Raw genomic sequence first — 23022 nt, 5'->3', positions numbered from 1 at the left:
AACCTTTAGGCAGCGGCGCGGTGTTCCTGTTCGGCTTCCACCGAGGCGTTCCAGTCGCGCTTGATCGCGCGCCAGCCCTCGTCCGTCTCGCCCAGGCGCCAGTAGCCCGAGATCGACAGGCGCTCGCGCGGGACGCCGCGCTCCATGCGCAGGTGGCGGCGCAGCTCCTTGACGAAGCCGGCCTCGCCGTGGACGAAGGCGTGGACGTCCGTCGAGGGGAACTCCATGGACGTGACGGCCTCCACCAGGGCCTCGCCGACCGGGCGGTCGCCGCGGTGCAGCCAGATCGGGACGATGCCGTCCGGGGTGGCGACCTTCAGCTCGTCGGCCGGGCCGTCGATCTCTACGAAGGCGTGGACCCGCGCCCCCGCCGGCATCCGCTCCATCGCGGCGGCGATCGCGGGCAGGGCGCTCTCGTCGCCCACCAGGAGGTGCCAGCCGGCCACCGGGTCCGGGGCGTAGGCGCCGCCCGGGCCGAGGAAGCGTACGAGCTCGCCCGGCTGCACCCGCGCCGCCCAGGGGCCGGCCAGGCCCTCGTCGCCGTGGACCACGAAGTCGAGGGTCAGCTCCATGTGTGCCGGGTCCCAGCTGCGGACCGTGTACGCCCGCTGGCGCGGCCACTGCGCCCGGGGGAAGTCCGCGCGGATCCGGTCCAGGTCCCACGGCGCGGGGTAGTTCACACCCACCGGGGCGAACAGCAGCTTCACGTAATGGTCGGTGTAACCGCCCGCGCCGAACTCCCGGAGGCCCTCACCGCCCAGCACGAGCCGCACCATGTGCGGCGACAGCCGCTCGGTGCGTACGACGACGGCGGTGCCGACGGTGCGGGCGCGTCCTTCTGCCACGGTGACTCCCCTGACTCCACGAAACTTAGCCTTACCTAAGTTATCACCTCATGGGCGCAGCACGCTGCTCAGGCGAGCGACTGCGCCCCCCAGACCCCACCGATGGGCTAGCGCATCCACCAGTTCGGGCTGCGCCGGGGCCGTCGGAAGGGCCGGGTCGAACACCGGCAGCGGCACGTCCGAGGCCACCTGGACCACCTTGGGCGCCACCGCCAGATAGGGCCGGGACTCGTCCAGCCGCTTGCGCTGGGTCGGGGTCAGCTTCGACTTCGGGTCGTCGATCGCCGCGATGATCCCGGCCAGCGTGCCGTAGGCGTCCAGGAGTTTGGCGGCCGTCTTCTCGCCGATGCCGGGGACACCCGGCAGGCCGTCGCTCGGGTCGCCGCGCAGCAGTGCCAGATCCGCGTAACCGGGGCCGTCCACCCCGTACTTCTCACGCAGCCACGCCTCGTCGGTCAGCTGCAGGGTGCCCACGCCCTTGAGCGGGTACAGCACCCGCCGCTGCCGGGCGTCGTCCACCAGCTGGTACAGGTCCCGGTCGCCGGTGACGATGTCCACCGGGCCGCTCGCACGGGCCGTGAGCGTACCGATCACATCGTCCGCCTCGTACCCGGCGACCCCGACCCGGGCGATGCCGAAGGCGTCCAGCGCCGCCTCGATGATCGGCACCTGCGGGGCGAGGGTGTCCGGGGTCTCCTCCACGTCCGGGCCGGTCTCGGTCTCCTCGGCCACCCGGTGCGCCTTGTAGGAGGGGATCAGCTCCACCCGCCATTGCGGCCGCCAGTCTGCGTCCATGCACGCCACCAGATCGTCCGGCCGATGGTCCTGGACGAGCCGGCCGATGAAGTCGAGCAGCCCGCGCACGGCGTTGACCGGGGTGCCGTCGGGGGCCTTCACCGAGTCCGGCACACCGAAGTAGGCGCGGTAGTAGAGGGAGGCGGTGTCCAGAAGCATCAGGCGTCGTGTCGTCACGGAGTCGATGATGCCGCAACGCACCCCGGCGGATGTCCCGGCCGGTCGGACACCCCGCGCCGCGACGGACAGTGAGCGCATGTGTACGGGAAGAGCCGTGCACGCGAAACCGGAGGCGGTTGCTGCGTAAGGTGCTTACAGCACACCGATGTGCGACAGACATGGGGAGGGCAGCCCCGACATGAACGACAGGGACGGCATCGACGGCACCGATGGCATGGACGGCAAGCTGAACGACAGGGACGACAAGAGCAAGGACAAGGACGGCAAGGAGCCGCTCCGGGTGGGCGTGGCCGTGCGCAAGCGGCGCCGTGCGCTCCATCTCACGCTGGCCGCCGTGTCGGCGCGCAGCGGCCTGTCGGTGCCCTTCCTGAGTCAGATAGAGAACGAGCGGGCCCGGCCCAGCATGCGCTCCCTGGAGCGGGTCGCGGACGCCCTGGAGACCACGGCCGTCGAGCTGTTGGCCGCCTCCGACACCGCGCGCACGGTGGACCTCGTACGGGCCGGTGACGCCTCCGGGCTCACCCCGGCCCCGGGCGTCCGCCCCCTGGTCCGCGGACACCACCAGCTGCACGCGATGGAGTTCACCGGGGACCAGGACGCCGGACGCGAGTACCAGCACCGCAACGACGAACTGATGTACGTGGTCGAGGGTGCCTGTCAGGTCGAAGCGGAAGGGCGGGCGTACCGGCTGGAGAGCGGGGACGCGCTGTTCCTTTCCGGCGGGGTGCGCCACCGCTGGCGGGCGGTCACCGAAGACACCCGGATCCTCGTCGTCGCGGTGGGCGAGCACATCCACGCGACCTCCGAACCCCCGTCGCCGGGACACTGAGCGGCGTGCGGCGGATCGTCTCGCTGGTGCCCTCGCTGACCGAGGCGGTGGCCGTGAGCGCGCCCGGGCGGCTGGTCGGGGTCACCGACTGGTGCACGCACCCCGGGGACCTCGGGGGTGCGGTGCGCGTCGGGGGGACGAAGAACCCCGACGTGGCGGCGATCGCGGAGCTCCGGCCGGACCTGGTCATCGCCAACGAGGAGGAGAACCGGGCCCCCGACCTGGCGGCGCTGCGCGCGGCCGGGGTCGAGGTACTGGTGACCGAGGTGCGGGACCTCCCGCAGGCGCTCCGGGAACTGGACCGGGTGCTCGTGGGGGCGCTGGGGCTGACGAGACCCGGGTGGCTGGCGGACGCGGAGCGGGCGTGGGGCCGGGTGGAGCCGCCGGCCGGTACGCGCACCGCCTTCGTGCCGATCTGGCGGCGGCCGTGGATGGTGCTGGGGCGGGACACCTTCGCCGGGGACCTGCTGGCACGGCTGGGCGTGCGCAACGTCTACGACGCCCATGCGGAGCGGTATCCGCGGGTGCCGGTGGAGGAACTCGCCGCGGCCGGCTGCGATCTGGTGGTGCTGCCGGACGAGCCGTACCGCTTCACCGCCGAGGACGGACCGGAGGCCTTCCCGGGGCTGCCGGCCGCGTTGCTCGGCGGACGGCACCTGACCTGGTACGGGCCCTCGCTGGCCGAGGCGCCGGCGGTGCTGTCGCGTGCCCTGAGCGCTGCGCGGTAGCCCTTCGGCTCCGGCCGGTCGGTGGTTCCGGGGCGCTGCCCCGGGCCCCGCCGGGCGCTGCCCGGACCCGCGCCTCAAACGCCGGCGGGGCTGGGTGGTGTGGGGCGGTGCCCCGGCGGAGTGTCTCCTCGGCTCGCGCGGTACCGCATGTCTCGGCCGTAGCCGGTGGTGCGCGCTCGTCCTGCGGGGACACTCCACCGTGTCCCCGCCCCACGGCAGGACTTCGACAGTGGCCCCGAAGCCGGCCCGACGCGTGGGGAGCGGGGACGGGCAGGGGTGTCCCCGCAGGACGAGCGCGCACCCCCGATCCACAGCCGAGACATACCTGACCGCGCGAGCCGAGGAGACACCCCTGCCCGGCCCCGCGCACCACCCCGCACCGCGCCCGAACCCCGTCCCGCAGGACGACGCGGACCGGCCCGGGCCCCGGCCCGCAGACCGATACGGATCGGGACCGGTCGACCCGTACTGCTACCCGCCGCGGGAGCGGACCGGCCCCGCAGACCCGTCAGCCGGACAGAAGGCGGCCGGAGAGGAGGCCGCGCAGGGTGTGGGCGGCGGCCAGGAGCCAGGCGGTCAGCAGGGCCAGGAAGAGGGCGTTGGCGAGCCAGGCGAAGGCGGTCAGGCCCGTGTGGTGGGCCAGGCCGGTGGCACCGGTGACGCAGGTGCCGACGGGGAAGGTCAGGGCCCACCAGGTCATCGCGAAGTCCATGCCGTTCCGGGCCGCCCGGACCAGCATGGCCGTGGCCAGGGCCAGCCACAGCAGGGCGAAGCCCATCACGGGAACCCCGTAGACCACGGCGAAGGCGCCCAGGGCGCCCGCGTAGCTGCCGTCGATCGACTGGGGGGCGACATCGGCGAGCTGGTTGACGGCGGTGGTGGACTGGCCGAGGGGGCCCAGGACCAGGAACAGGGTGGGGGTCAGGACCAGGGGGAGAGGGCCGCCCACGATCAGTCGGCCGAAGATCAGGGGGAGCATCAGCAGGGTGGCGAGCAGGCTGATGCCGAACATGGCGTAGCAGGCGAGCAGCAGGGTCTCGCGGGGCTGGCCCGCGGGCAGGTGGGGTATCAGCAGCGGGCCGAGGGCGGCGGAGACCATGGGCGGCACCAGGGGGAGCAGCCAGACGGGAGTGGCCTGCTGGAGCTCGACCTTGTGGCGTACGACCATCAGGTAGGGCAGGGCCACGGCCGTGACCAGGCCGATCACGGTACCGACGGTGAAGAGGACGGCGTCCACGGCGACGGCCGCGCCCGTCCCGATGAGGTCCTTGCCGACGATGAGGGTGCCGCCGCCGACGGCCAGCAGGGCCATCGAGACGCAGCCGTAGAAGGGGGCGACGGAAGGGTCGAGCAGGTGGGCGCGGGCCTGGTCGCGGTGGTGGAGCCAGTGCCCGGCGCGGGCGGTGAGCAGGACGGCGAGGGCGGCGGCGGACAGCGCCCAGACGAGCTGGCAGGCCACGCGTTGGCCGGGGAGCTGGTACGGGAGGGTCGCGCCGGCGTTGGCGAGGATCGCCGTACCCATGACGCAGGCGTACCAGTTGGGGCCGAGATGCCGCAGCGCGGGGGCCTTGTGGGTCCGGGCTGCGGGGGTGGTCTGGGTGCGGGGTCGCACGAGGGTGGTGGCCATGGCTCCAGCCTCGCGGTGGGGCGCACGGGGCGGCAGAGGCCATCTCTCTATGAGGCCATAAACTGATGTTATGGGTAATGAGGAGTGGGTTCCGCTGGCACACCGGGTACCGGACCTGGGCGCGCTGGAACTGCTGCTCGCGGTCGCGCGGGTCGGCAGCCTGAGCGGCGCGGCCCGGCGTCTCGGTATCACCCAGCCCGCCGCGAGCAGCCGGATCCGGGCGATGGAGACCCGGCTCGGCGTGGCTCTGGTGGACCGTTCCCCGCGGGGTTCGACGCTCACGGCCGAGGGGGCGCTCGTCACGGACTGGGCCCGACGGGTGGTGGAGGCCGCGGAGGCCTTCGACGCGGGGGCGCAGGCGTTGCGCGGGCGACGGGACTCGCGGCTGCGGGTGGCCGCCAGTATGACCATCGCGGAGTACCTGCTGCCGGGCTGGCTGATCGCCCTGCGCGGGCAGCGCCCGGACACGGCGGTGTCCCTGCACGCCGGTAACTCGGCGGTGGTCGCCGAACGGGTCCTCGCCCATGAGGCCGACCTCGGCTTCGTGGAGGGGTTGACCGTGCCCGAGGGACTGGACTCGGCGGTGATCGCGCAGGACCGCCTGGTGGTGGCGGTGGCCCCCGGTCACCCGTGGGCCCGCAGGGCCAAGGGGGTGTCGGCGGCGGAGCTGGCCTCTACCCCGTTGATCCTGCGCGAGCGGGGGTCAGGCACCCGGCAGGTCCTGGACGCCGCGCTGGTCTCGGCCGGCGGGCTGGCCGCGCCGCTGCTGGAACTGGCGTCGACCACGGCGGTGAAGGCGGCGGCGCTCAGCGGTGCGGGGCCGTGCGTGCTGTCGGAGCTGGCGGTCGGGGACGAACTGGGCGCGCGGCGGCTGGTGGAGGTCCCGGTGTCGGGCACGCCGCTCGACCGGGCCCTACGAGCGGTCTGGCCGACGGGCTCCCGGCCGGCGGGCCCGGCCCGTGACCTGCTGTCCCTCACCCACCGGCGGATCTAGGCCGTCTCTTTCGGATCTTGTCGGGTGAGCCCGGGTCGTCCGGTGCGGTGCAGCGCAAGGCGGAGGGGCGCTCGTGTACTGGACGTACTCGAGTGCCCCGACAACCTGGGGGTCCCCCCGGACGGAGTCTGGGGGATGAGGTGCCGTGCCGGGCGGGCCGGGCCCGGCAAGATCCGAAAGAGACGGCCTAGGTCCGTTCGGGGGAGGAGGGATCGATTCGGCGCGGTGCGGGCGGTGATCGAGGCGCGGGACGCCGGAAAGGTGGCTCCTGCACGTTTGTCGCCCTCCCGAGGAGAACCCAGATGCGTCTTCGCCATGCCGCCGGCGCCGCCTTCGGCGCCGTCACCCTGCTGCTCACGATGCCGACGTCGGCCTCGGCCGCCACCGGGGAGTTCCAGTACACGGTGTCCGGTCTCGACGGCCGGCCGCTGCGGCTCGTCCTGGAGAACCCGCCGAGCGGGGAGTGCATCACGCTGCCCGAGGTGGCCGACCCCGGGGCCAGTTCCCCGGCGCACTCGCCCCGCAACCGGACCGACGAGGTGGCGCTCGTGTTCACGGAGCCGGACTGCACGGGCCGGGAGTTCGCGCTGCGGCCGCGCACGGGCTACGGCTCGGAGCGCCTCGAACTGCGGTCGGTGGTCTTCGTCCGGCCCGAGTGAGCAACGGCTGACGGAGGGGGCTCAGCTCTCCGAGCTGAGCCGCTTCGTCAGGAGCGAGCCCACCACGATCAGCGCGACGCCCAGCCACCACATGTTGTCGAAGATGAGGACCGCGATCCCGATCGGCACCAGCAGGCCCGCCAGCGGCACCAGGAAGCCCGCCCACCGTGTGGGCTCGGGAGGTAGGCCGGAGGCTTCGCGGACCGCCCGGGCACGGGCGACGTCCGGGTACCAGACGGTGAACTTCACGGCGGCGACGATCGCCAGGATCTGGATGATCCAGCCGGTCCAGATGTTGTTCGGGTTGTGCAGCACCAGGTCGCCGTACGCTCCCGCGGCGGCGGCCACCAGGAAGGCGATGCCCCACGCCCCGGTGATCATGTAGTTGGTGCGCAGGAAGCCGCGGGTGTGCCAGAGGGACGGATCGACCTGTTCGCGGGCGTACTGGATCGTGAACGGCATCCGGACGGCCATCGAGCCGAAGGCGATCACCGCCAGCGCGATGTTGGCCACCTCGCCCGCGTACGTCTCCAGCCAGCGCAGGGTGCCGTCGCCGGCCAAGGCTCCGATGACGGCCATCGACGTGAAGAAGACCACGTCGGCCAGTTCCAGCAGCTTCCAGGAGCTGCCGCGGTTGACCAGGTGGCCCAGCGCGATCAGGGCGACCGCCGAGGCCAGGGCCAGTCCTACGGCCAGCTCGAACCGTCCGGGGCCGACCAGCAGCGAGAAGATGATCCACGGCGCCATGCCCACGACCGGGTTGTCGAGGAACCCGGCCACCGGCCCCTTCGCCGTACGGTGTGCGTCGGTGCTCACCCATCCAGCGTGCCCGCCCGGCGGGGGACCGGCCATTCGAGCGGGGCTGCCCCGCGCGCCCCCGTCCCCGGGCGCCGGTCGGGCGCGTGGGGACGGGGGGTAGGGGCGTCAGCCCACCGGTACCGCGGTACGGACGGAGGCCGCCTCGACGAGGGCGGACATCACCCGGGTGTCGGTGTCCCGCTCCGGGTGCCACTGGACGCCCATCACCCACCGTTCGGGGTCGGGCAGTTCGATCGCCTCCACCGTGCCGTCGACCGCGTGGGCCGAGACGACCAGGCCCCGGCCCAGCCGGTCGACGGCCTGGTGGTGGTAGGTCGGGACCTGAGCCTCCTGCGGGACCAGGTCCGCGTAGCGGGTGCCCGGGACCGGGCGGACCGGGTGCGAGGACATGACCCCCGGGGTCTCGACGTGCCCGTCGATGTGCTGGACGAGCGTGCCGCCCAGGGCCACGTTCAGGGCCTGCATGCCCCGGCAGATTCCGAGGACCGGCAGGTCCGCGTCCAGCGCCGCCGCGATCAGGGCCAGCTCCCAGTGGTCGCGGACCGTGGCGGGGGCTCCCGTGCGGGAGTCGCGCGCGGCTCCGTAGTACACCGGGTCCAGGTCCGGGCCGCCCGCGACGACCAGGCCGTCCACCCGGCTCAGCACCTCCGCCGCCGACCCGGGTTCGTCCGGCGGGAGCAGCACGGCCGCGCCGCCCGCCGCCTGGACGAGTTCGTAGTACCCGGTCGGTACGAGGGATGTCGGGAGGTCCCACACGCCGTAGCGGGTGGATTCCTCGACGTAGGTGGTGATGCCGATGAGCGGCCTGGGCACGTTCGATACCTCCGGGAAGGGGCGTGGGCGGACGGTGACAGGGTTTCAGTCGCGGGACAGTTCCGCCTCGGCTTCCGCCAGAGCCGCGAACTCCTCCTCCGGGGCCGAGGCCACCAGGTGGTGGCGACTGTAGAAGGCGAAGTAGGCCAGGGCGACGGCGTACACGGCGAGCGCGATGAGCGCGGCGTCCTTGTCCACCAGGAAGGTGGCGACCAGGGCCGACAGGGCGAGCGCGAAGGCCACCGAGGAGGTCACGATCCCGCCCGGGGTGCGGTACGGGCGCTCCAGGTCCGGCTCCCGGCGGCGCAGCACGATGTGCGAGAGGGCCATCAGGGCGTAGGAGATGGTGGCGCCGAACACCGCGATGTTCAGCATGCGGGCTCCGTTGCCGGTGGCCGCGGCGAGGGCGAAACCGATGGCGCCGGGGATGATCAGACCCAGGTACGGGGCCTTGCGCTTCGAGGTCAGCGAGAGGAAGCGGGGCAGGTAGCCGGCCCGGGAGAGGGCGAAGAGCTGGCGCGAGCCCGCGTAGATGAGGGAGAAGAAGGAGGCCACCAGGCCCGCCAGGCCCGCGTAGTTCACGAAGCGGCTGAGCGCGGTCGGGCCGCCGTCCCCTTCCAGGGCCACGACCAGCGGGTTGCCCGCGGCCTTGACGGCGTCGGCGCCCTGGGCGCCGGTCGCGGCGAAGAAGGTGATCAGGGCGAGCAGCGCGAGGATGCCCATGGAGATGGAGAGGGCCTTCGGCATGGAGCGGACCGGGTCCTTGGCCTCCTCGGCGGCCAGCGGGACGCCCTCGACGCCGAGGAAGAACCACATGCCGAACGGGAAGGCGGCCCAGATGCCCAGCACGCCCAGCGGCAGCCAGGAGTTGGAGCCGAAGGCGTTCGCGTCGACGGGGATGTTGTTCAGGCCGGAGGCGTCGAACTCGGTGAAGGCCCCCACCGCGAAGATCAGCAGTGCGGCGACGGCGATCGCGGTCACGACGAGGCTGAAGCGCAGTGCCTCGCCGACGCCCCAGAGGTGGACGCCGATGAAGATGACGAAGCAGCCGAGGTAGACCGGCCAGCTGGAGGTGAGTCCGAAGAGGCCGAGGGATTCGACGTAGTCGCCGATGAAGATGACGATCGCGGCCGGGGCCAGGATGTATTCGATCAGGATGGCGGTGCCGGTGAGGAAGCCGCCCCACGGGCCGAGCGCGCGGCGGGCGAAGCCGTAGCCGCCGCCCGCGGTCGGCAGGATGGTGGACAGCTCGGCGAGCGAGAAGACCAGACAGGCGTACATCGCGCCCATGAGGACGGTGGCGATGGCGAGGCCGCCGAAGCCGCCCTTGTCGAGGCCGACGTTCCAGCCGGAGAAGTCCCCGGAGACGACATAGGCGACGCCGAGACCGGTCAGGAGCAGCCAGCCGGCGCTGCCACGGCGCAGCGTCCGGCGCGCGAGGTACTCGTCGGGGCTGTCCCCGCCGTCGGGGGATGTGGTGGGTGCGGGTACGGCGGCGAGCCGTGCCTCGATGTCGTCGGCCATCGTGCGCTCCTGCCTCAGGGCAATGGTTGTGGGGCGTACCTTTGCCTTAGAGCGGTGGAGTGCGCAAGACCTCTGCGTTAAACAGAAGTTACGAAACCCTCTCGGGCCGCCCCCGGGCGCGGCTCAGGCCAGGAAGCCCCGCAGCAGCGCCGCCGTGCCGCAGCAGTGCTCGCGCATGGTCTCCCGGGCCTTGCTCGCGTCGCCCGCCAGCACCGCCTCGACCAGCGTGCTGTGCTGCTGCTGGGAGTGCTCCAGGTTGCGTACGAGCAGCGGGATGCAGTCCAGCAGGTCGTTCACGCCGGCCCGGACGGCCGCGTACTGGGCCGTCAGGGTGGCGGATCCGGCCAGTTCGCACAGGGTCAGGTGGAAGAGCGTGTCCTGGCGGCGATAGTCGGCGAGCGGGGCGTCATGGGTGGCGGTCAGAGCGCCGAGCAGTCGTTCGGTGCCCTCCTCGGTCAGGCCCTGGGAGGCGCACAGTCCGGCCGCCCCCACCTCCAGGACCTCGCGGAATCGCAGGACGTCCTCGATGTCCACCCCCGCGACACGCCGGCGCAGTTCCTCCTCGGCGCCACCGGCCGGGGTGTCGGGCCGGGGCAGCACGAACGTTCCGCCGTACCGCCCGCGCCGGGCCTCCACCAGCCCTTGGTCCTGCAGCACCTTCAGCACCTCGCGCAGGGTGACGCGGCTGATCCCCATCCGTTCGGCCAGCTCGCGCTCGGGCGGCAGCCGTTCGCCGCCGGGCACCAGACCCAGCCGCACCACCTGCAGGATCTGCTCCAGCGCTTCCTCGAAACCGTTGCCCGCCCGCACCTGCCGCAGTACGGGATTCAGTCGCGCGATGGCGTCGCCTTCGCTCGCCGTATCGGTCATCTCGGCTCCTCCCCTTCCCAAGCAATGGTTCTATTCAATACCTTAGGCCTCCTCGGCTCACCGAAGGAGAGATTCCAGTGGTAGACCGCAAGCCGCCGCTCGCGCCCGAGGAGCTCCGCTCCCTCGTCGCCAGCGGTGAGATCGACACAGTCGTCCTGGCCTTCCCCGACATGCAGGGGCGGCTCCAGGGCAAGCGGTTCGCCGCACAGTTCTTCCTCGACGAGGTCCTCGAGCACGGTACCGAGGGCTGCAACTACCTCCTCGCCGTCGATACCGACATGAACACCGTCGACGGTTACGAGATGTCCTCCTGGGACCGGGGCTACGGCGACTTCGCCATGCACCCCGACCTCGCCACCCTGCGCCGCATCCCCTGGAACCCCGGCAGTGCCTTCGTGCTGGCCGACCTCGCCTGGAACGACGGCTCGCCCGTCGTCGCCGCACCCCGGCAGATCCTGCGCCGCCAGCTGGAACGCCTCGCCGAGGCCGGGTACACCGCGATGGTCGGCACCGAGCTGGAGTTCATGGTCTTCCAGGACACCTACGAGCAGGCCTGGAACTCGGGCTACCGCGACCTGACCCCGGCCAACCAGTACAACATCGACTACTCCGTCCTCGGGACCGGCCGCATCGAACCCCTGCTGCGCCGGATCCGCAACGAGATGCAGGCCGCGGGCCTGATCGTCGAGTCGGCCAAGGGGGAGTGCAACCTCGGCCAGCACGAGATCGCCTTCCGCTACGACGAGGCGCTCACCACCTGCGACCAGCACTCCGTCTACAAGACCGGAGCCAAGGAGATCGCCTCCCAGGAAGGCGTCTCGCTCACCTTCATGGCGAAGTTCGACGAGCGTGAGGGCAACTCCTGTCATATCCACCTCTCGCTGGCCGACGCCGACGGACGCAACGCGATGGCCGGGGACGGCCCGGGCGGAATGTCACCGGTGATGCGGCACTTCCTGGCCGGCCAGCTGGCCGCGCTGCGCGACTTCTCCCTTCTCTACGCCCCCAACATCAATTCGTACAAGCGTTTCCGGCCGGGATCCTTCGCGCCGACCGCCGTCGCCTGGGGCGTGGACAACCGGACCTGCGCCCTGCGCGTGGTCGGCCACGGCCGCTCCATGCGCTTCGAGAACCGCCTCCCCGGCGGCGACGTCAACCCCTACCTCGCCGTCGCCGGCCTGGTCGCGGCCGGGCTGTACGGCATCGAGCACCGCCTGGAACTGCCCGAGGCCTGCGGTGGGAACGCGTACACGGCCGACTTCGCGCACGTCCCCACCACCCTGCGCGAGGCCGCCGAGCTCTGGGAGAACAGCGAGATCGCCAAGGCCGCCTTCGGCCCCGAAGTGGTCGCGCACTACCGGAACATGGCCCGCGTGGAACTCGACGCCTACGACTCCGCAGTGACCGACTGGGAGCTGCGCCGCTCCTTCGAACGCCTGTAGCCACCGCACACCACCGAACGAAACTGTGAGGCACCACGTGTCCGATGCGCCGGCCCCCTTCAATCTAAGAGTGTTGAATCCGGCCACCGAGGAAACCGTCGCCATCGTCCCGGCCGCCACACGGGACGATGTCGACGCCGCCGTCGCCCGGGCCGCCACGGCCCAGCGCGCCTGGGCGGCGGCCGCCCCCGCCGACCGGGCCCGGCTGCTGCGCCGCTTCGCCGCGGTCGTCGACGGCCACATCGAGGAACTGGCCCAGCTGGAGGTCCGCGAAGCCGGCCACACCATCGGCAACGCCCGCTGGGAAGCCGGCAACGTACGCGACCTCCTCGACTTCGCCGCCGGGGGAGTGGAACGCCTCTCCGGCCGTCAGATCCCCGTCGCCGGCGGCATCGACATCACCTTCCTCGAACCCCTCGGCGTCATCGGCGTGATCGCCCCGTGGAATTTCCCCATGCCGATCGCCGCCTGGGGCCTGGCCCCCGCCCTCGCCGCCGGCAACGCCGTCATCCTCAAGCCCGCCGAGACCACCCCCCTGACCGCGCTGCGCCTCGCCGAACTCGCCCTCGAGGCCGGGATCCCCGAACACCTCTTCCAGGTGCTCCCCGGCCGCGGAGACGTCACCGGCGACGCGCTCGTCGAACACCCCGGCGTCGCGAAGATCGTCTTCACCGGGTCCACCCGCGTCGGCAAGCAGATCATGGCCAAGTGCGCCGACCGGGTGAAGCGCGTCACCCTCGAACTCGGCGGCAAGAGCCCCAACATCGTCTTCGCCGACGCCGACCTCGAAGCCGCGGCCGCAGCCGCCCCCATGGCCTTCCTCGACAACACCGGCCAGGACTGCTGCGCCCGCACCCGGATCCTCGTCCAGCGCTCCGCCTACGACCGCTTCCTGGAGCTCGTCGCCCCCGGCATCGCGGCCGTGACCGTCGGCGACCCGCTCGACGAGAAGACACAGATGGGCCCGCTGATCTCACGGACCCAGCTGGACCGCGTACGGTCCTTCGTCACCGACGACCTCACCGCGATCCGCGGCACCGCCCCCGAGGGCCCCGGCTTCTGGTACCCGCCCACCCTCGTCACGGACGTCGCCCCCACCGCGCCCGTCGCCGCCGAGGAGGTCTTCGGACCGGTCGCCGTCGTCCTGCCCTTCGAGGACGAGGAGGACGCCGTACGCCTGGCCAACGCCACCGAATACGGCCTCTCCGGCTCCCTCTGGACCCGCGACATCGGACGCGCGCTGCGCGTCTCGCGCGCCGTCGCCGCCGGCAACCTGTCCGTCAACTCCCACAGCAGCGTCCGCTACTGGACCCCCTTCGGCGGCTACAAGCAGTCCGGACTCGGCCGCGAGCTCGGACCCGACGCCCTCACCGCTTTCACCGAGACCAAGAACGTCTTCATCAGCACGGAGGCCTGAAGCACATGTCCAACGAAGAGATCGTCTGCCGCCGCCTGGTCGGCCGTACCGCCGTCATCACCGGAGCCGGCAGCGGCATCGGCCTCGCCACCGCCCGCCGCCTGGCCTCCGAGGGCGCCGACGTCGTCTGCGCCGACATCGACGAGACCGCCGGCAAGGCCGCGGCCGAAGAGGTCGGCGGCACCTTCGTCAAGGTCGACGTCACCAGCCCCGAGGAGGTCGAGGCGCTGTTCAAGACGGCCTTCGACACCTACGGCTCCGTGGACATCGCCTTCAACAACGCGGGCATCTCACCCCCGGACGACGACTCCATCCTGACCACCGGCCTGGAGGCCTGGAAGCGCGTCCAGGACGTCAACCTCACCTCCGTCTACCTGTGCTGCAAGGCCGCCCTGCCCTACATGCAGCGCCAGGGCCGCGGCTCCATCATCAACACCGCCTCCTTCGTCGCCATCATGGGCGCCGCCACCTCCCAGATCTCCTACACCGCCTCCAAGGGCGGGGTGCTCGCCATGTCCCGCGAGCTCGGCGTGCAGTTCGCCCGCGAAGGCATCCGCGTCAACGCCCTGTGCCCGGGGCCCGTGAACACTCCGCTGCTGCAGGAACTGTTCGCCAAGGACCCCGAGCGTGCCGCCCGCCGCCTCGTCCACATCCCGCTGGGCCGCTTCGCCGAACCCACCGAGATCGCCGCCGCCGTCGCCTTCCTCGCCAGCGACGACTCCTCCTTCATCAACGCCACCGACTTCCTCGTCGACGGCGGAATCTCCGGCGCGTACGTGACCCCGCTGTAGGCCCCGCCACCACCGCATCCCGGCCGGCCGGGCACCGCGAGGTGCCCGGCCGGCCCCTTCGGGCTGTCCCCGAACCTCGAAGGAGCAGCATGCACAGAACCTGGGCAGCCCCCCTCGCACTCGTGGTGGTCACCGGATCCGGCCTCCTGGCGGCCCCACCCGCCGAGGCAGCGCACGCACCCTGTCCCCCGGTCACCATCGGCTCCGGCTGGTACGGCGACAACCGCAGCCGCCTCCAGCAGCTCATCGACCGGTACGGAGCCTGCGGCCCGTACCGGCCCGGCCGTGCCAAGCCCGTCGCCGTCTTCGACTGGGACAACACCGTCGTCAAGAACGACGTCGGCGACGCCACCATGTTCTGGCTCCTGCGCAACGGCCGCATCCGCAGGCCCGCCGCCGGTGACTGGTCCACCACCAGCCGCCACCTCACCCCCGCCGCCACGAAGGCCCTGGCCGACGCCTGCGACGCACTCGCCCGCCCCGGCACCCCCCTGCCCACCGGAACCCCCGCCGGAGCGGCCTGCGCCGACGAGATCAACGCCGTCTACGGCACCGCCGCGACCCGCGCCGGAGCCCCCGCCTTCACCGGCTGGGACCGCCGCACCACCGAACCCTCGTACGCCTGGCTGGCCCAGCTGACACACGGCTGGACCGCCCGCGAGATCCGCGACTTCGCCGCCGCCGCCCGCGCCGAGAACCTCGCCGCGCCCGTCGGCGCCACGCAACAGGTCGGCACCACGACCACCGCCACCGGCTGGGTCCGCTACTACGACCAGCAGAAGGACCTGATCAAGGGGCTGCGGAAGGCCGGCTTCGACGTCTGGATCAGCTCCGCCTCCCCGCAGCCCGTGGTCGAGGTCTGGGCCCAAGGCGCCGGCATCGAGGCCGACCACGTCATCGGCATCCGCAACACCACCACCCACGGCGGGAAGTTCACCACCCACCTCCAGGGCTGCGGATCCGTCCGGGACGGCGCCGACACGATGATCACCTACATCGACGGCAAACGCTGCTGGATCAACAAGGAGATCTTCGGCGTACACGGCGCGGCCGCCGAGCGGGTCCAGCCCGCCGCCCGCCGCCAGGTGTTCGCCGCCGGCGACTCCGACACCGACATCTCCTTCCTGCGCGACGCCACCGCCCTACGGCTCGTCGTGAACCGCAACAAGAACGAGCTCATGTGCCGGGCGTACGACAACAGCGACGGCCGCTGGATCGTCAACCCCATGTTCATCGAGCCCAAGAAGCGCAGGACCGACCCCTACCCGTGCGCGACGACCGGCTACGTCGACCACGACGGCACCAAGGGCCCGGTCCTGCGGGGCGACGGCAGCGTCGTCCCCGACCAGACCGACTCCGTGTACGAAGGGGGTGTCTGAGGGCGTGTCGCGAAAGTGCGTGCGGTGGTGGACGTCGCGTAGTACTCCTGGGGACACAGGGACACGCTCGTTCTCACATGGAGTCGTCGATGGCCGTTCGCCGTGTCGTGCCCAACATCCGGTCGGAGGCCGCGCAGGAGAGCCGGGAGTTCTACGGCCTGCTGGGCTTCGAGGAGGTCATGAACCACGGCTGGATCATGACGCTCGCCTCCCCCTCCAGCCCGGCAGCGCAGATCAGTGTCATGACCAGTGACAAGACCGCGCCCGTCGCCCCCGACATGAGCGTCGAGGTGGACGACGTGGATGCGGCCTATGCGGTCATGCGGGAGAGCGGTGCGGAGATCGTGCACCCCTTGCAGGACGAGGAGTGGGGCGTGAGGCGGTTCTTCGTCCGCGATCCCAGCGGCCGGGTGGTCAACGTCCTGGGCCATCGGTGACGGCCCTCTTCGCGACACCCGTCAGAGGAAGGTCCGCCCCTCGCCGCGGTAGGTCGGGACGCTCTCGGTGACCCGATCGCCCTCGATCAGGTGCAAGGTGTCGAACCGCTCGCACAGTTCGCCCGCCTTCGCGTGCCGGAACCAGACCCGGTCGCCGATCAGCAGATCGTCGGCCGGGCTCCCCAACAGCGGGGTCTGCACCTCGCCCGCACCCTCCTGGGGGTCGTAGCGCAGACCCTGGGGCAGGTACGGCACCGGCAGCCGGTCCACCCCGGCCGCGCCGGAGGCCGGATAGCCGCCCCCGAGCACCGTCACCACACCCACCCCGGGCCGGCGCACCACGGGCTGCGCGAAGAGAGCCGCCGGACGCCCGCTGAACGACGTGTAGTTGTCGAACAGCCGGGGCATGTACAGGCCCGAACCCGCCGCGATCTCGGTCACCGCGTCCTCGGCGGCCGTCTGCTGCACGCTGCCGGTACCGCCGCCGTTGACGAACTCCAGATCCGGTACGACGGCCCGCACCGCCCGCACCACCTCGGCCCGCCGCGCCGCCAGCTCCTTGCGGGCCGCGCCCTGCATCAGCCGGATCGTCCGGGACCGCAGCGGGCGACCCGCCAGCGAGTCCCCGACACCGGCGACATGACCCTCGTACGCCATCAGCCCCACGACACGGAACCCGGGCCGCGCGGCCACCGCCCTGGCCAGCTCGGCCAGTTGCGCGGGCTCACGCAGCGGGGAGCGGCGGGCCCCGATCCGTACCCGGCCGCCGAGCAACCGCAGGGACGTGTCCAGCTCCAGACAGACCCGGATCTCCTCGGCGCCCCCGTCCCGGGCGGCGTCGATCAGGTCCAGCTGCGCGGCGTCGTCCACCATCACGGTGACCGCGCCGGCGAGCTTGGCGTCGCTCGCGAGCTCGCCGAAGCCGGCCCGATCGGCGGAGGGATAGGCGAGGAGCACGTCCTCGAACCCGGACCGGGCCAGCCAGAGCGACTCGGCGAGGGTGTACGACATGATCCCGGCGAACCCGGGGCGGGCGAGGACCCGTTCCAGCAGCGCACGGCACCGGACCGACTTGCTCGCGACCCGGACCGGCTTGCCGGCGGCGCGGCGGACGAGGTCGTCGGCGTTGGCGTCGAAGGCGTCGAGATCCACGATGGCCAGCGGCGCGTCCAGGTGCGCGGTCGCCCGGTCGTACCGGGCGCGGTCGGTGGCGGCGGAGTTCATGGGCGGCAGCTTGCCAGAGGTCTCTACCGGTGGGTAGAGGTCGCCCCCATGGGGCTGGATCGGCCCCGGTGGCGGGGGTGGTTCGGGGAAGGGCCTTGTGCGGGCACCCGGGGGCGTCGGGCGGCGGTGACGCCGTAGAGTACGGGGAGGCAGCCGTACGGAACGGGGGGCGGAGCCGCCGGATGACCACGACGACACCGCGGACCGAGATCCTGGGCGAGCCCGACCCGCCCCAGCCCACGCACGCGCATCCCCGCCGCCACCCCGTACGGGTCCTCGCCGCCACGCTCTGCGCCCTCCTCGGCAGCGGCCTCGTCGGCGGAGCCGCCCTCACCACCTGGGCCGAACACCGCGCCGCCGCCCGCCCCCTCCCCGCCGACGCCGCCTACCGCAAGGCCGGGTCGCTGTGGCGCGCCGCCCCCGTCGACAGCCTGTTCCCGCCCGTCCTGACCGGCCCCTCCGCCGGCCCCGGCGGCGCCGACCGCACCTGGACCCGGATCGCGCTCGCCCCCGACGCCGACTGCTCGGCCGCCCTCGCCGCCGACTGGCAGGCCCTGTTGGCCGCCGCCGGCTGCACCCGCGTGCTGCGCGCCACCTACACCGACGCCACCCGCAGCTCCCTGATCACCGTCGGCATGGTCTTCACCCCCGCCGACGCCCCCACGATGACCGCCCTCAAGGCGCGGCTCCCCGCCCCGCCCGCCTACGGGTTCACCGACGCGCAGCGCGCCGCCTGGGCCACCTTCGTACCCCCGCAGGCGCCCGTCGTCGTCTACACCGTCTCCGCCTTCGCCGACGGCCGTCGCCCGGACGCACCCCGCCCCGCCGAGGACCTGATGAAGAAGGACGCCACCGGAGCCGCCGCCCGGGCAGGCCTCGGCCACGAGGCCCGGGCACTCGCCGACCGCGTCGGCAGCGGCCTCACCGTCCTCGCCGCGCCGCCCGCACCGACCGCCGCCGCACCCACCCCGGAGCCCACCCGATGATCCGCCGGGCCTCCGGGGCCGCCGCCGCGCTGCTCGCCGCGACCCTCCTGGTGTCCGCCACCGCGACCCCCGCCGCCGCCGACACCATCCGCGACCGCCAGTGGGGCCTGCTGACCCTGCGCGCCGAGGAGGCCTGGGGCACCACCCGGGGCGCCGGAGTGACCGTCGCCGTCCTCGACACCGGCGTCGACGAATCCCATCCCGACCTTTCCGGTCAGGTCCTGGCCGGCACGGACCTCATCGGCATGGGCGCCGGCCCCGGCGACCGCGCCTGGGCCCGCCACGGAACCGCCATGGCGAGCATCATCGCCGGGCACGGCCACGGCCCCAGCCGCGGCCAAGGCGTCCTCGGCATCGCCCCGCAGGCTCGGATCCTGCCCGTCCGGGTGATCCTCGAAGAGGGCGACCCGGGCCGCGCCCAGGCCCGCGACAGCAAGGGCGGAGCCCTCGCCGAGGGCATCCGCTGGGCCGCGGACCACGGCGCCGACGTGATCAACCTGTCGCTCGGCGACGACAGCGACTCCGCCCACCACGAGGCGGGGGAGGACGAGGCCGTCCAGTACGCCCTCGCCAAGGGCGTGGTCGTCGTGGCCTCCGCGGGCAACGGCGGGGAGGCGGGCGACCGCGTCTCCTACCCGGCCGCCTATCCCGGGGTCATCGCCGTCACCGCCGTCGACCGGCGTGGCAGGAAGGCCAAGTTCTCGACCCGCAACTGGTACGCGACCGTCGCCGCCCCTGGCGTGGACGTCGTCATCGCCGACCCGGACCGCTCCTACTACGAGGGCTGGGGCACCAGCGCCGCGGCGGCCTTCGTCTCCGGCTCCGTGGCCCTCCTCCTGGCCGCGCACCCGGACCTGACCCCGGCCCAGGTGAAGAAGCTGCTGGAGGAGACCGCCTCCGACTCCCCGGCCGGCGGCCGCGACGACGCCCGCGGTCACGGGCTGGTCGATCCCGTCGCCGCCCTCCAGGCCGCGGACGAGGTGCGCCCCGAGGCCCCGGTGCCCGCGCCGGCGGCGGCCGGGAGCACCTATTTCGGCCCCGGCCCCGAACCGGTCCGCCCGCCCGAGCGCGGCGCCCGCCTGCGGGCCCCGGTGGCGGCCGTCGCGGGGGCGGTGCTGCTCGTCCTGGCCGCCGTACTGGCCAGGCGCCCGCGCCGGGGCACCCGGGGCCGCGACCAGGACCCGTACCCGGCACAGTAGGGTCGGGTAACTGTGGCGAACATGGCGAACAAGAACATTCCCGACCCGGGCTTCTCCGACGACGACGGCTCCGCCGATCCCCGGCTGACCGCGGCCCTGGCCGCCTGGTCCGAGGACCGGGCCAAGGAGCCGGAGGTGCTGGCCGCGCTCAAGGGCGCCCGTCTGCTCGTCCCGGTGGTCGCCGTCCTCGGCGAGGTGGAGACCGACCCGGAGACGGGCCTGAAGCGCGAGAAGACCAGCGACATGGCCGTCCCGACCCTGCGGGCGGGAGACCGGCGGGCCCTGCCCGCCTTCACCTCGATCGCCTCGCTCGCGCTCTGGGACCCCGCGGCCCGGCCGGTGGCCGTCCCGCTGCACCAGGCACTGGCGGCGGCCGCGCACGAGAAGGCCGACACCCTCGTGCTGGACCTGGCCGGTCCCGTCACCTACCAGCTGACCGGCTCCGCGCTGCTCGCGCTCGCCGAGGGCCGCACCGACGCGGGCCCCTCGGCCGACCCCGCCGTACGGGAGGCCGTACGGGCCGCCGTGTCCGCCGAGCCGGCCGTGCTGCGCGCCCACCTCGTCCCGGGCGGCGGCGACTGCGACGGCACCCTGGCGATCGTGTTGGCCGAGGACGCGCAGGCGCCCGCGGCGGCCCGGCGCGTCGCCGAGGCGCTGGCGGCGGACACCACCCTGCGGGCCCGGCTGGTCCGCGGCCTGGACCTGGCGCTGCTCCCGTCGGACGCCCCGGCCCCGCCCGGCGAGCCCCTCTTCACCCGCTGACCGGGGGAGTGCCGTGAGCGATCTGACGGCCCGGATGCGTCAGGCCGTCCCCGAGTACCGGCCGGATGCGACCGCGCAGGAATGCATGGGGGCGATCCTGCAGTTCGTCGAGGCCGTCACCTTCGCGGACCCCGACGAGCTGCTCGCGGCGCTCCGCGAGGTGATCGGCGAGCACTGGCCGGGTCTGCCGCCGTACGCCCGCAACCTCGCCTACCGCATGGTCTGCCTGCAGCGCCCGCACGACGCGGCCCTGCTGCGCGCGGCCGCGCACGACCTCCTCGCCTTCGGCCCGGACTGGGACGAGCAGGCCGAGGAGCTGCTGCGCCGGGCCGACCTGCTCGACCCGCGGCCCTGATCGCAGCGCGATCGCGCGGACCCCGGACATGACGACGGCCGGTGCACCCCGAGAGGGGCGCACCGGCCGTCGTCACATGTTCGTTCGCGTGCGGACTCAGCCGAAGACGGGGCCCGTGAACTTCTCGCCCGGCCCCTGGCCCGGCTCGTCCGGGACGATCGAGGCCTCGCGGAAGGCCAGCTGCAGCGACTTCAGGCCGTCGCGCAGCGGGGCGGCGTGGAAGGAGCTGATCTCGGTGGCGCTCGCGGTGACCAGGCCGGCCAGGGCCGTGATCAGCTTGCGGGCCTCGTCGAGGTCCTTGTGCTCGGAGTCCGGCTTGTCCAGGCCCAGGTTGACCGCCGCGGCGCTCAGCAGGTGCACGGCCACCGTGGTGATCACCTCGACGGCGGGCACGTCCGCGATGTCGCGGGTCATGGTGTCGTAGTCGGGGGCGCCGTCGGCAGTGGGCTCGGTGGGGGGTGTCGCGTCAGTCATGCGCCCCACGATATGCCGTGCGGCGGGCTTGCGGCGCGGGTGCTAGTATGTACTTCGACCGGCCGGACACTTCTGTGCCCGGCCCACAAGTGGAGGCTCCGTTCTCCCACCTGACTGCCCTCCGGGGCGGCGGGTCACCGGTCAGGCGGCATCCATCGTTCCGTACGGACGATGGAAAGCTGCCCGAGTCTACGCCCCGCGGTTCGCACGCGACGGTGTTCCGGTTGTTTTGGAGCCCCTGCCTGTGCCCGGCGGGGCTTTTTTGATTCTCCCGCCGCGGTCGGTCTGACGGAAATACACGTCAGCGGCTGTCTGCCAGGCAGCCGTGTGGTGCTACCGAGGAGGATCCATCAGCACCGAGCCCCGCATCAACGACCGGATTCGCGTTCCCGAGGTACGGCTTGTCGGTCCCAGCGGCGAGCAGGTCGGCATCGTGCCGCTTGCCAAGGCGCTCGAGCTCGCGCAGGAGTACGACCTCGACCTGGTCGAGGTCGCGGCGTCCGCACGCCCGCCGGTCTGCAAGCTCATGGACTACGGCAAGTTCAAGTACGAGTCGGCCATGAAGGCCCGTGAGGCGCGCAAGAACCAGGCGCACACGGTCATCAAGGAAATGAAGCTCCGGCCGAAGATCGACCCGCACGACTATGACACCAAGAAGGGTCACGTCGTTCGGTTCCTCAAGCAGGGCGACAAGGTCAAGATCACGATCATGTTCCGTGGTCGCGAGCAGTCCCGGCCGGAACTCGGCTACCGACTGCTGCAGCGTCTCGCCTCGGACGTCGAGGACCTCGGGTTCATCGAGTCGAACCCGAAGCAGGACGGCCGAAACATGATCATGGTCCTCGGTCCGCACAAGAAGAAGACCGAGGCGATGGCCGAAGCCCGCGAGGCGCAGGCCGCCCGCAAGGCGGAGCGCCAGGGTGTCGCCCACACCGAAGACGAGGCTCCTTCCGAGGACGCCGCCGTCGAGGTCGATGACACCACCGAGGTCGCCTCTGCCGAGGCCACCGAGGCCGCTGCCGACGAGGCGCCGGCCGACGAGGCGAACGCCGAGGCCTGATTCCGAGGCAGCCTGTCTCGGATCACCGACACAACATGACGCTCCCGTCAGCCGGTCCCCCAGGACCGGCGGGAGCGCCACCGACGAGGAGATAACGGCGCCATGCCGAAGAACAAGACGCACAGCGGTACCAAGAAGCGCTTCAAGGTCACCGGCTCCGGCAAGGTGCTCCGCGAGCGTGCCGGCAAGCGCCACCTGCTCGAGCGCAAGTCGTCCCGCCTCACCCGGCGCCTGACCGGCACCGCGGAGATGGCTCCCGGCGACGCCGCGAAGATCAAGAAGCTTCTCGGCATCTGACGTCCTCCGCTCCCGACAGGGAGCGGACGTCGGACCGGGACCCCATCGAATTCGGGCCGTGTGAAGACACCCACGGCCCCGCTACAAGGAGTTAAAAAGTGGCACGCGTCAAGCGGGCAGTAAACGCCCACAAGAAGCGCCGGGCGATCCTCGAGGCGGCCTCCGGCTACCGCGGTCAGCGTTCGCGCCTGTACCGCAAGGCCAAGGAGCAGGTCACCCACTCGCTGGTCTACAACTTCAACGACCGCAAGAAGCGCAAGGGCGACTTCCGTCAGCTGTGGATCCAGCGCATCAACGCCGCTGCCCGCCAGAACGGCATGACGTACAACCGCCTCATCCAGGGTCTGAAGGCCGCCAACATCGAGGTGGACCGCAAGATCCTCGCGGAGCTGGCCGTCAACGACGCCAACGCGTTCGCCGCGCTCGTCGAGGTCGCGCAGAAGGCGCTTCCGGCCGACGTCAACGCCCCCAAGGCCGCTGCCTAAGGGCTAGCCGGCCCCGCTCGCACAGGGCCGG

Annotated in this window: 25 protein-coding genes; 16 read left to right on the top strand and 9 right to left on the bottom strand. The window is 72.4% G+C overall.

The features are described from left to right. Positions 1–5 precede the first annotated feature (5 nt). Together OG624_RS09890 and OG624_RS09885 are read right to left on the bottom strand one after the other, a co-directional pair. The gene (locus tag OG624_RS09890; protein ID WP_033226492.1) at positions 6–845 is read right to left on the bottom strand and encodes a siderophore-interacting protein; all 840 of its coding nucleotides are present in this window, start codon (positions 843–845) and stop codon (positions 6–8) included. A gap of 48 nt (positions 846–893) precedes the next feature. After that, positions 894–1799 carry a 5'-3' exonuclease gene (locus tag OG624_RS09885; RefSeq protein WP_033226535.1) on the bottom strand — a complete coding sequence of 302 codons (906 nt, stop codon included), beginning with the start codon at positions 1797–1799 and terminating at the stop codon, positions 894–896. A 235-nt stretch (positions 1800–2034) separates the two neighbouring features. On the opposite strand from OG624_RS09885, the gene OG624_RS09880 reads away from it, so the two are divergent. Together OG624_RS09880 and OG624_RS09875 are read left to right on the top strand one after the other, a co-directional pair. After that, on the top strand, positions 2035–2649 hold the full coding sequence (locus OG624_RS09880) for a helix-turn-helix domain-containing protein (protein WP_051763982.1): 615 nt from the start codon (positions 2035–2037) through the stop codon (positions 2647–2649). A gap of 5 nt (positions 2650–2654) precedes the next feature. Next, complete coding sequence (locus OG624_RS09875; protein WP_371639321.1) at positions 2655–3377, top strand: helical backbone metal receptor; 723 nt, start codon at positions 2655–2657, stop codon at positions 3375–3377. A 508-nt stretch (positions 3378–3885) separates the two neighbouring features. On the opposite strand, the gene OG624_RS09870 is transcribed toward OG624_RS09875, so the two are convergent. After that, positions 3886–5004, bottom strand: coding sequence for a TDT family transporter (locus OG624_RS09870; RefSeq protein ID WP_371639320.1), 1119 nt, complete (start codon positions 5002–5004; stop codon positions 3886–3888). Positions 5005–5074: 70 nt separating this feature from the next. On the opposite strand from OG624_RS09870, the gene OG624_RS09865 reads away from it, so the two are divergent. Together OG624_RS09865 and OG624_RS09860 are read left to right on the top strand one after the other, a co-directional pair. Continuing rightward, complete coding sequence (locus OG624_RS09865) at positions 5075–5998, top strand: LysR family transcriptional regulator (protein WP_033222456.1); 924 nt, start codon at positions 5075–5077, stop codon at positions 5996–5998. 302 nt (positions 5999–6300) lie between these two features. Then, positions 6301–6657: a hypothetical protein gene (locus OG624_RS09860; RefSeq protein WP_161291738.1), complete on the top strand. Its 357-nt coding sequence runs from the start codon at positions 6301–6303 to the stop codon at positions 6655–6657. A gap of 21 nt (positions 6658–6678) precedes the next feature. Here the strand turns inward: OG624_RS09860 and OG624_RS09855 are convergent, their stop codons facing one another. The 4 genes from OG624_RS09855 to OG624_RS09840 form a co-directional block, all read right to left on the bottom strand. Further along, entirely contained in the window at positions 6679–7473 is a 795-nt protein-coding gene (locus tag OG624_RS09855) for a hypothetical protein (RefSeq protein WP_266358483.1), read from the bottom strand. A 108-nt stretch (positions 7474–7581) separates the two neighbouring features. Beyond that, on the bottom strand, positions 7582–8289 hold the full coding sequence (locus tag OG624_RS09850) for a gamma-glutamyl-gamma-aminobutyrate hydrolase family protein (protein ID WP_371587494.1): 708 nt from the start codon (positions 8287–8289) through the stop codon (positions 7582–7584). Positions 8290–8334: 45 nt separating this feature from the next. Further along, positions 8335–9813, bottom strand: coding sequence for an ethanolamine permease (gene eat, locus OG624_RS09845; protein ID WP_033222461.1), 1479 nt, complete (start codon positions 9811–9813; stop codon positions 8335–8337). Positions 9814–9936: 123 nt separating this feature from the next. Beyond that, on the bottom strand, positions 9937–10683 hold the full coding sequence (locus OG624_RS09840; protein WP_033222463.1) for a FadR/GntR family transcriptional regulator: 747 nt from the start codon (positions 10681–10683) through the stop codon (positions 9937–9939). A gap of 77 nt (positions 10684–10760) precedes the next feature. Here OG624_RS09840 and OG624_RS09835 point away from each other — a divergent pair, with 77 nt between their 5' ends. The 5 genes from OG624_RS09835 to OG624_RS09815 all read left to right on the top strand — a co-directional run bounded on the left by OG624_RS09835 (position 10761) and on the right by OG624_RS09815 (position 16149). Then, the gene (locus OG624_RS09835) at positions 10761–12125 is read left to right on the top strand and encodes a glutamine synthetase family protein (protein WP_371639318.1); all 1365 of its coding nucleotides are present in this window, start codon (positions 10761–10763) and stop codon (positions 12123–12125) included. A gap of 70 nt (positions 12126–12195) precedes the next feature. Then, a complete protein-coding gene (locus OG624_RS09830) occupies positions 12196–13542 on the top strand; it encodes an aldehyde dehydrogenase family protein (protein WP_244290847.1) in 1347 nt (448 codons plus the stop codon). Between the two features lie 5 nt (positions 13543–13547). Beyond that, positions 13548–14333: a 3-oxoacyl-ACP reductase gene (locus OG624_RS09825; RefSeq protein ID WP_161291742.1), complete on the top strand. Its 786-nt coding sequence runs from the start codon at positions 13548–13550 to the stop codon at positions 14331–14333. Positions 14334–14422: 89 nt separating this feature from the next. Next, a complete protein-coding gene (locus OG624_RS09820) occupies positions 14423–15712 on the top strand; it encodes a haloacid dehalogenase-like hydrolase (protein WP_371639317.1) in 1290 nt (429 codons plus the stop codon). Between the two features lie 89 nt (positions 15713–15801). Continuing rightward, positions 15802–16149, top strand: coding sequence for a VOC family protein (locus OG624_RS09815; RefSeq protein ID WP_033222625.1), 348 nt, complete (start codon positions 15802–15804; stop codon positions 16147–16149). A gap of 21 nt (positions 16150–16170) precedes the next feature. Here OG624_RS09815 and OG624_RS09810 read toward each other — a convergent pair whose 3' ends face one another. After that, positions 16171–17373 carry an amino acid deaminase/aldolase gene (locus OG624_RS09810; RefSeq protein ID WP_033222472.1) on the bottom strand — a complete coding sequence of 401 codons (1203 nt, stop codon included), beginning with the start codon at positions 17371–17373 and terminating at the stop codon, positions 16171–16173. 182 nt (positions 17374–17555) lie between these two features. Here OG624_RS09810 and OG624_RS09805 point away from each other — a divergent pair, with 182 nt between their 5' ends. The 4 genes from OG624_RS09805 to OG624_RS09790 are packed head-to-tail and all read left to right on the top strand — an operon-like array spanning position 17556 to position 20675. Beyond that, positions 17556–18359: a hypothetical protein gene (locus OG624_RS09805; RefSeq protein WP_371639316.1), complete on the top strand. Its 804-nt coding sequence runs from the start codon at positions 17556–17558 to the stop codon at positions 18357–18359. Further along, positions 18356–19558, top strand: coding sequence for a type VII secretion-associated serine protease mycosin (mycP, locus tag OG624_RS09800; RefSeq protein WP_033222474.1), 1203 nt, complete (start codon positions 18356–18358; stop codon positions 19556–19558). Before OG624_RS09805 ends, mycP begins: the two co-directional genes overlap by 4 nt. A gap of 21 nt (positions 19559–19579) precedes the next feature. Next, complete coding sequence (locus OG624_RS09795; RefSeq protein ID WP_033222628.1) at positions 19580–20320, top strand: SseB family protein; 741 nt, start codon at positions 19580–19582, stop codon at positions 20318–20320. A 13-nt stretch (positions 20321–20333) separates the two neighbouring features. After that, positions 20334–20675, top strand: coding sequence for a hypothetical protein (locus tag OG624_RS09790; RefSeq protein ID WP_244290848.1), 342 nt, complete (start codon positions 20334–20336; stop codon positions 20673–20675). A gap of 96 nt (positions 20676–20771) precedes the next feature. Here OG624_RS09790 and OG624_RS09785 read toward each other — a convergent pair whose 3' ends face one another. Next, positions 20772–21149: a DUF1844 domain-containing protein gene (locus tag OG624_RS09785; protein WP_030012387.1), complete on the bottom strand. Its 378-nt coding sequence runs from the start codon at positions 21147–21149 to the stop codon at positions 20772–20774. 325 nt (positions 21150–21474) lie between these two features. Between OG624_RS09785 and infC the strand changes: the two genes are divergently transcribed. The 3 genes from infC (at position 21475) to rplT (ending at position 22991) form a co-directional block, all read left to right on the top strand. Further along, entirely contained in the window at positions 21475–22209 is a 735-nt protein-coding gene (infC, locus tag OG624_RS09780; RefSeq protein ID WP_033222476.1) for a translation initiation factor IF-3, read from the top strand. 102 nt (positions 22210–22311) lie between these two features. After that, complete coding sequence (gene rpmI, locus OG624_RS09775) at positions 22312–22506, top strand: 50S ribosomal protein L35 (RefSeq protein WP_033222478.1); 195 nt, start codon at positions 22312–22314, stop codon at positions 22504–22506. Between the two features lie 98 nt (positions 22507–22604). Next, positions 22605–22991 (top strand): 50S ribosomal protein L20, encoded by a 387-nt coding sequence (gene rplT / locus OG624_RS09770; protein WP_007263143.1) that lies wholly within the window; start codon positions 22605–22607, stop codon positions 22989–22991. Positions 22992–23022 lie beyond the last annotated feature (31 nt).

The sequence above is a fragment of the Streptomyces virginiae genome, from assembly GCF_041432505.1.
Classification (GTDB): domain Bacteria; phylum Actinomycetota; class Actinomycetes; order Streptomycetales; family Streptomycetaceae; genus Streptomyces; species Streptomyces virginiae_A.
Note: the sequence above shows the minus strand (reverse complement) of the source record. Positions and strands in the feature narration are given on the sequence as shown.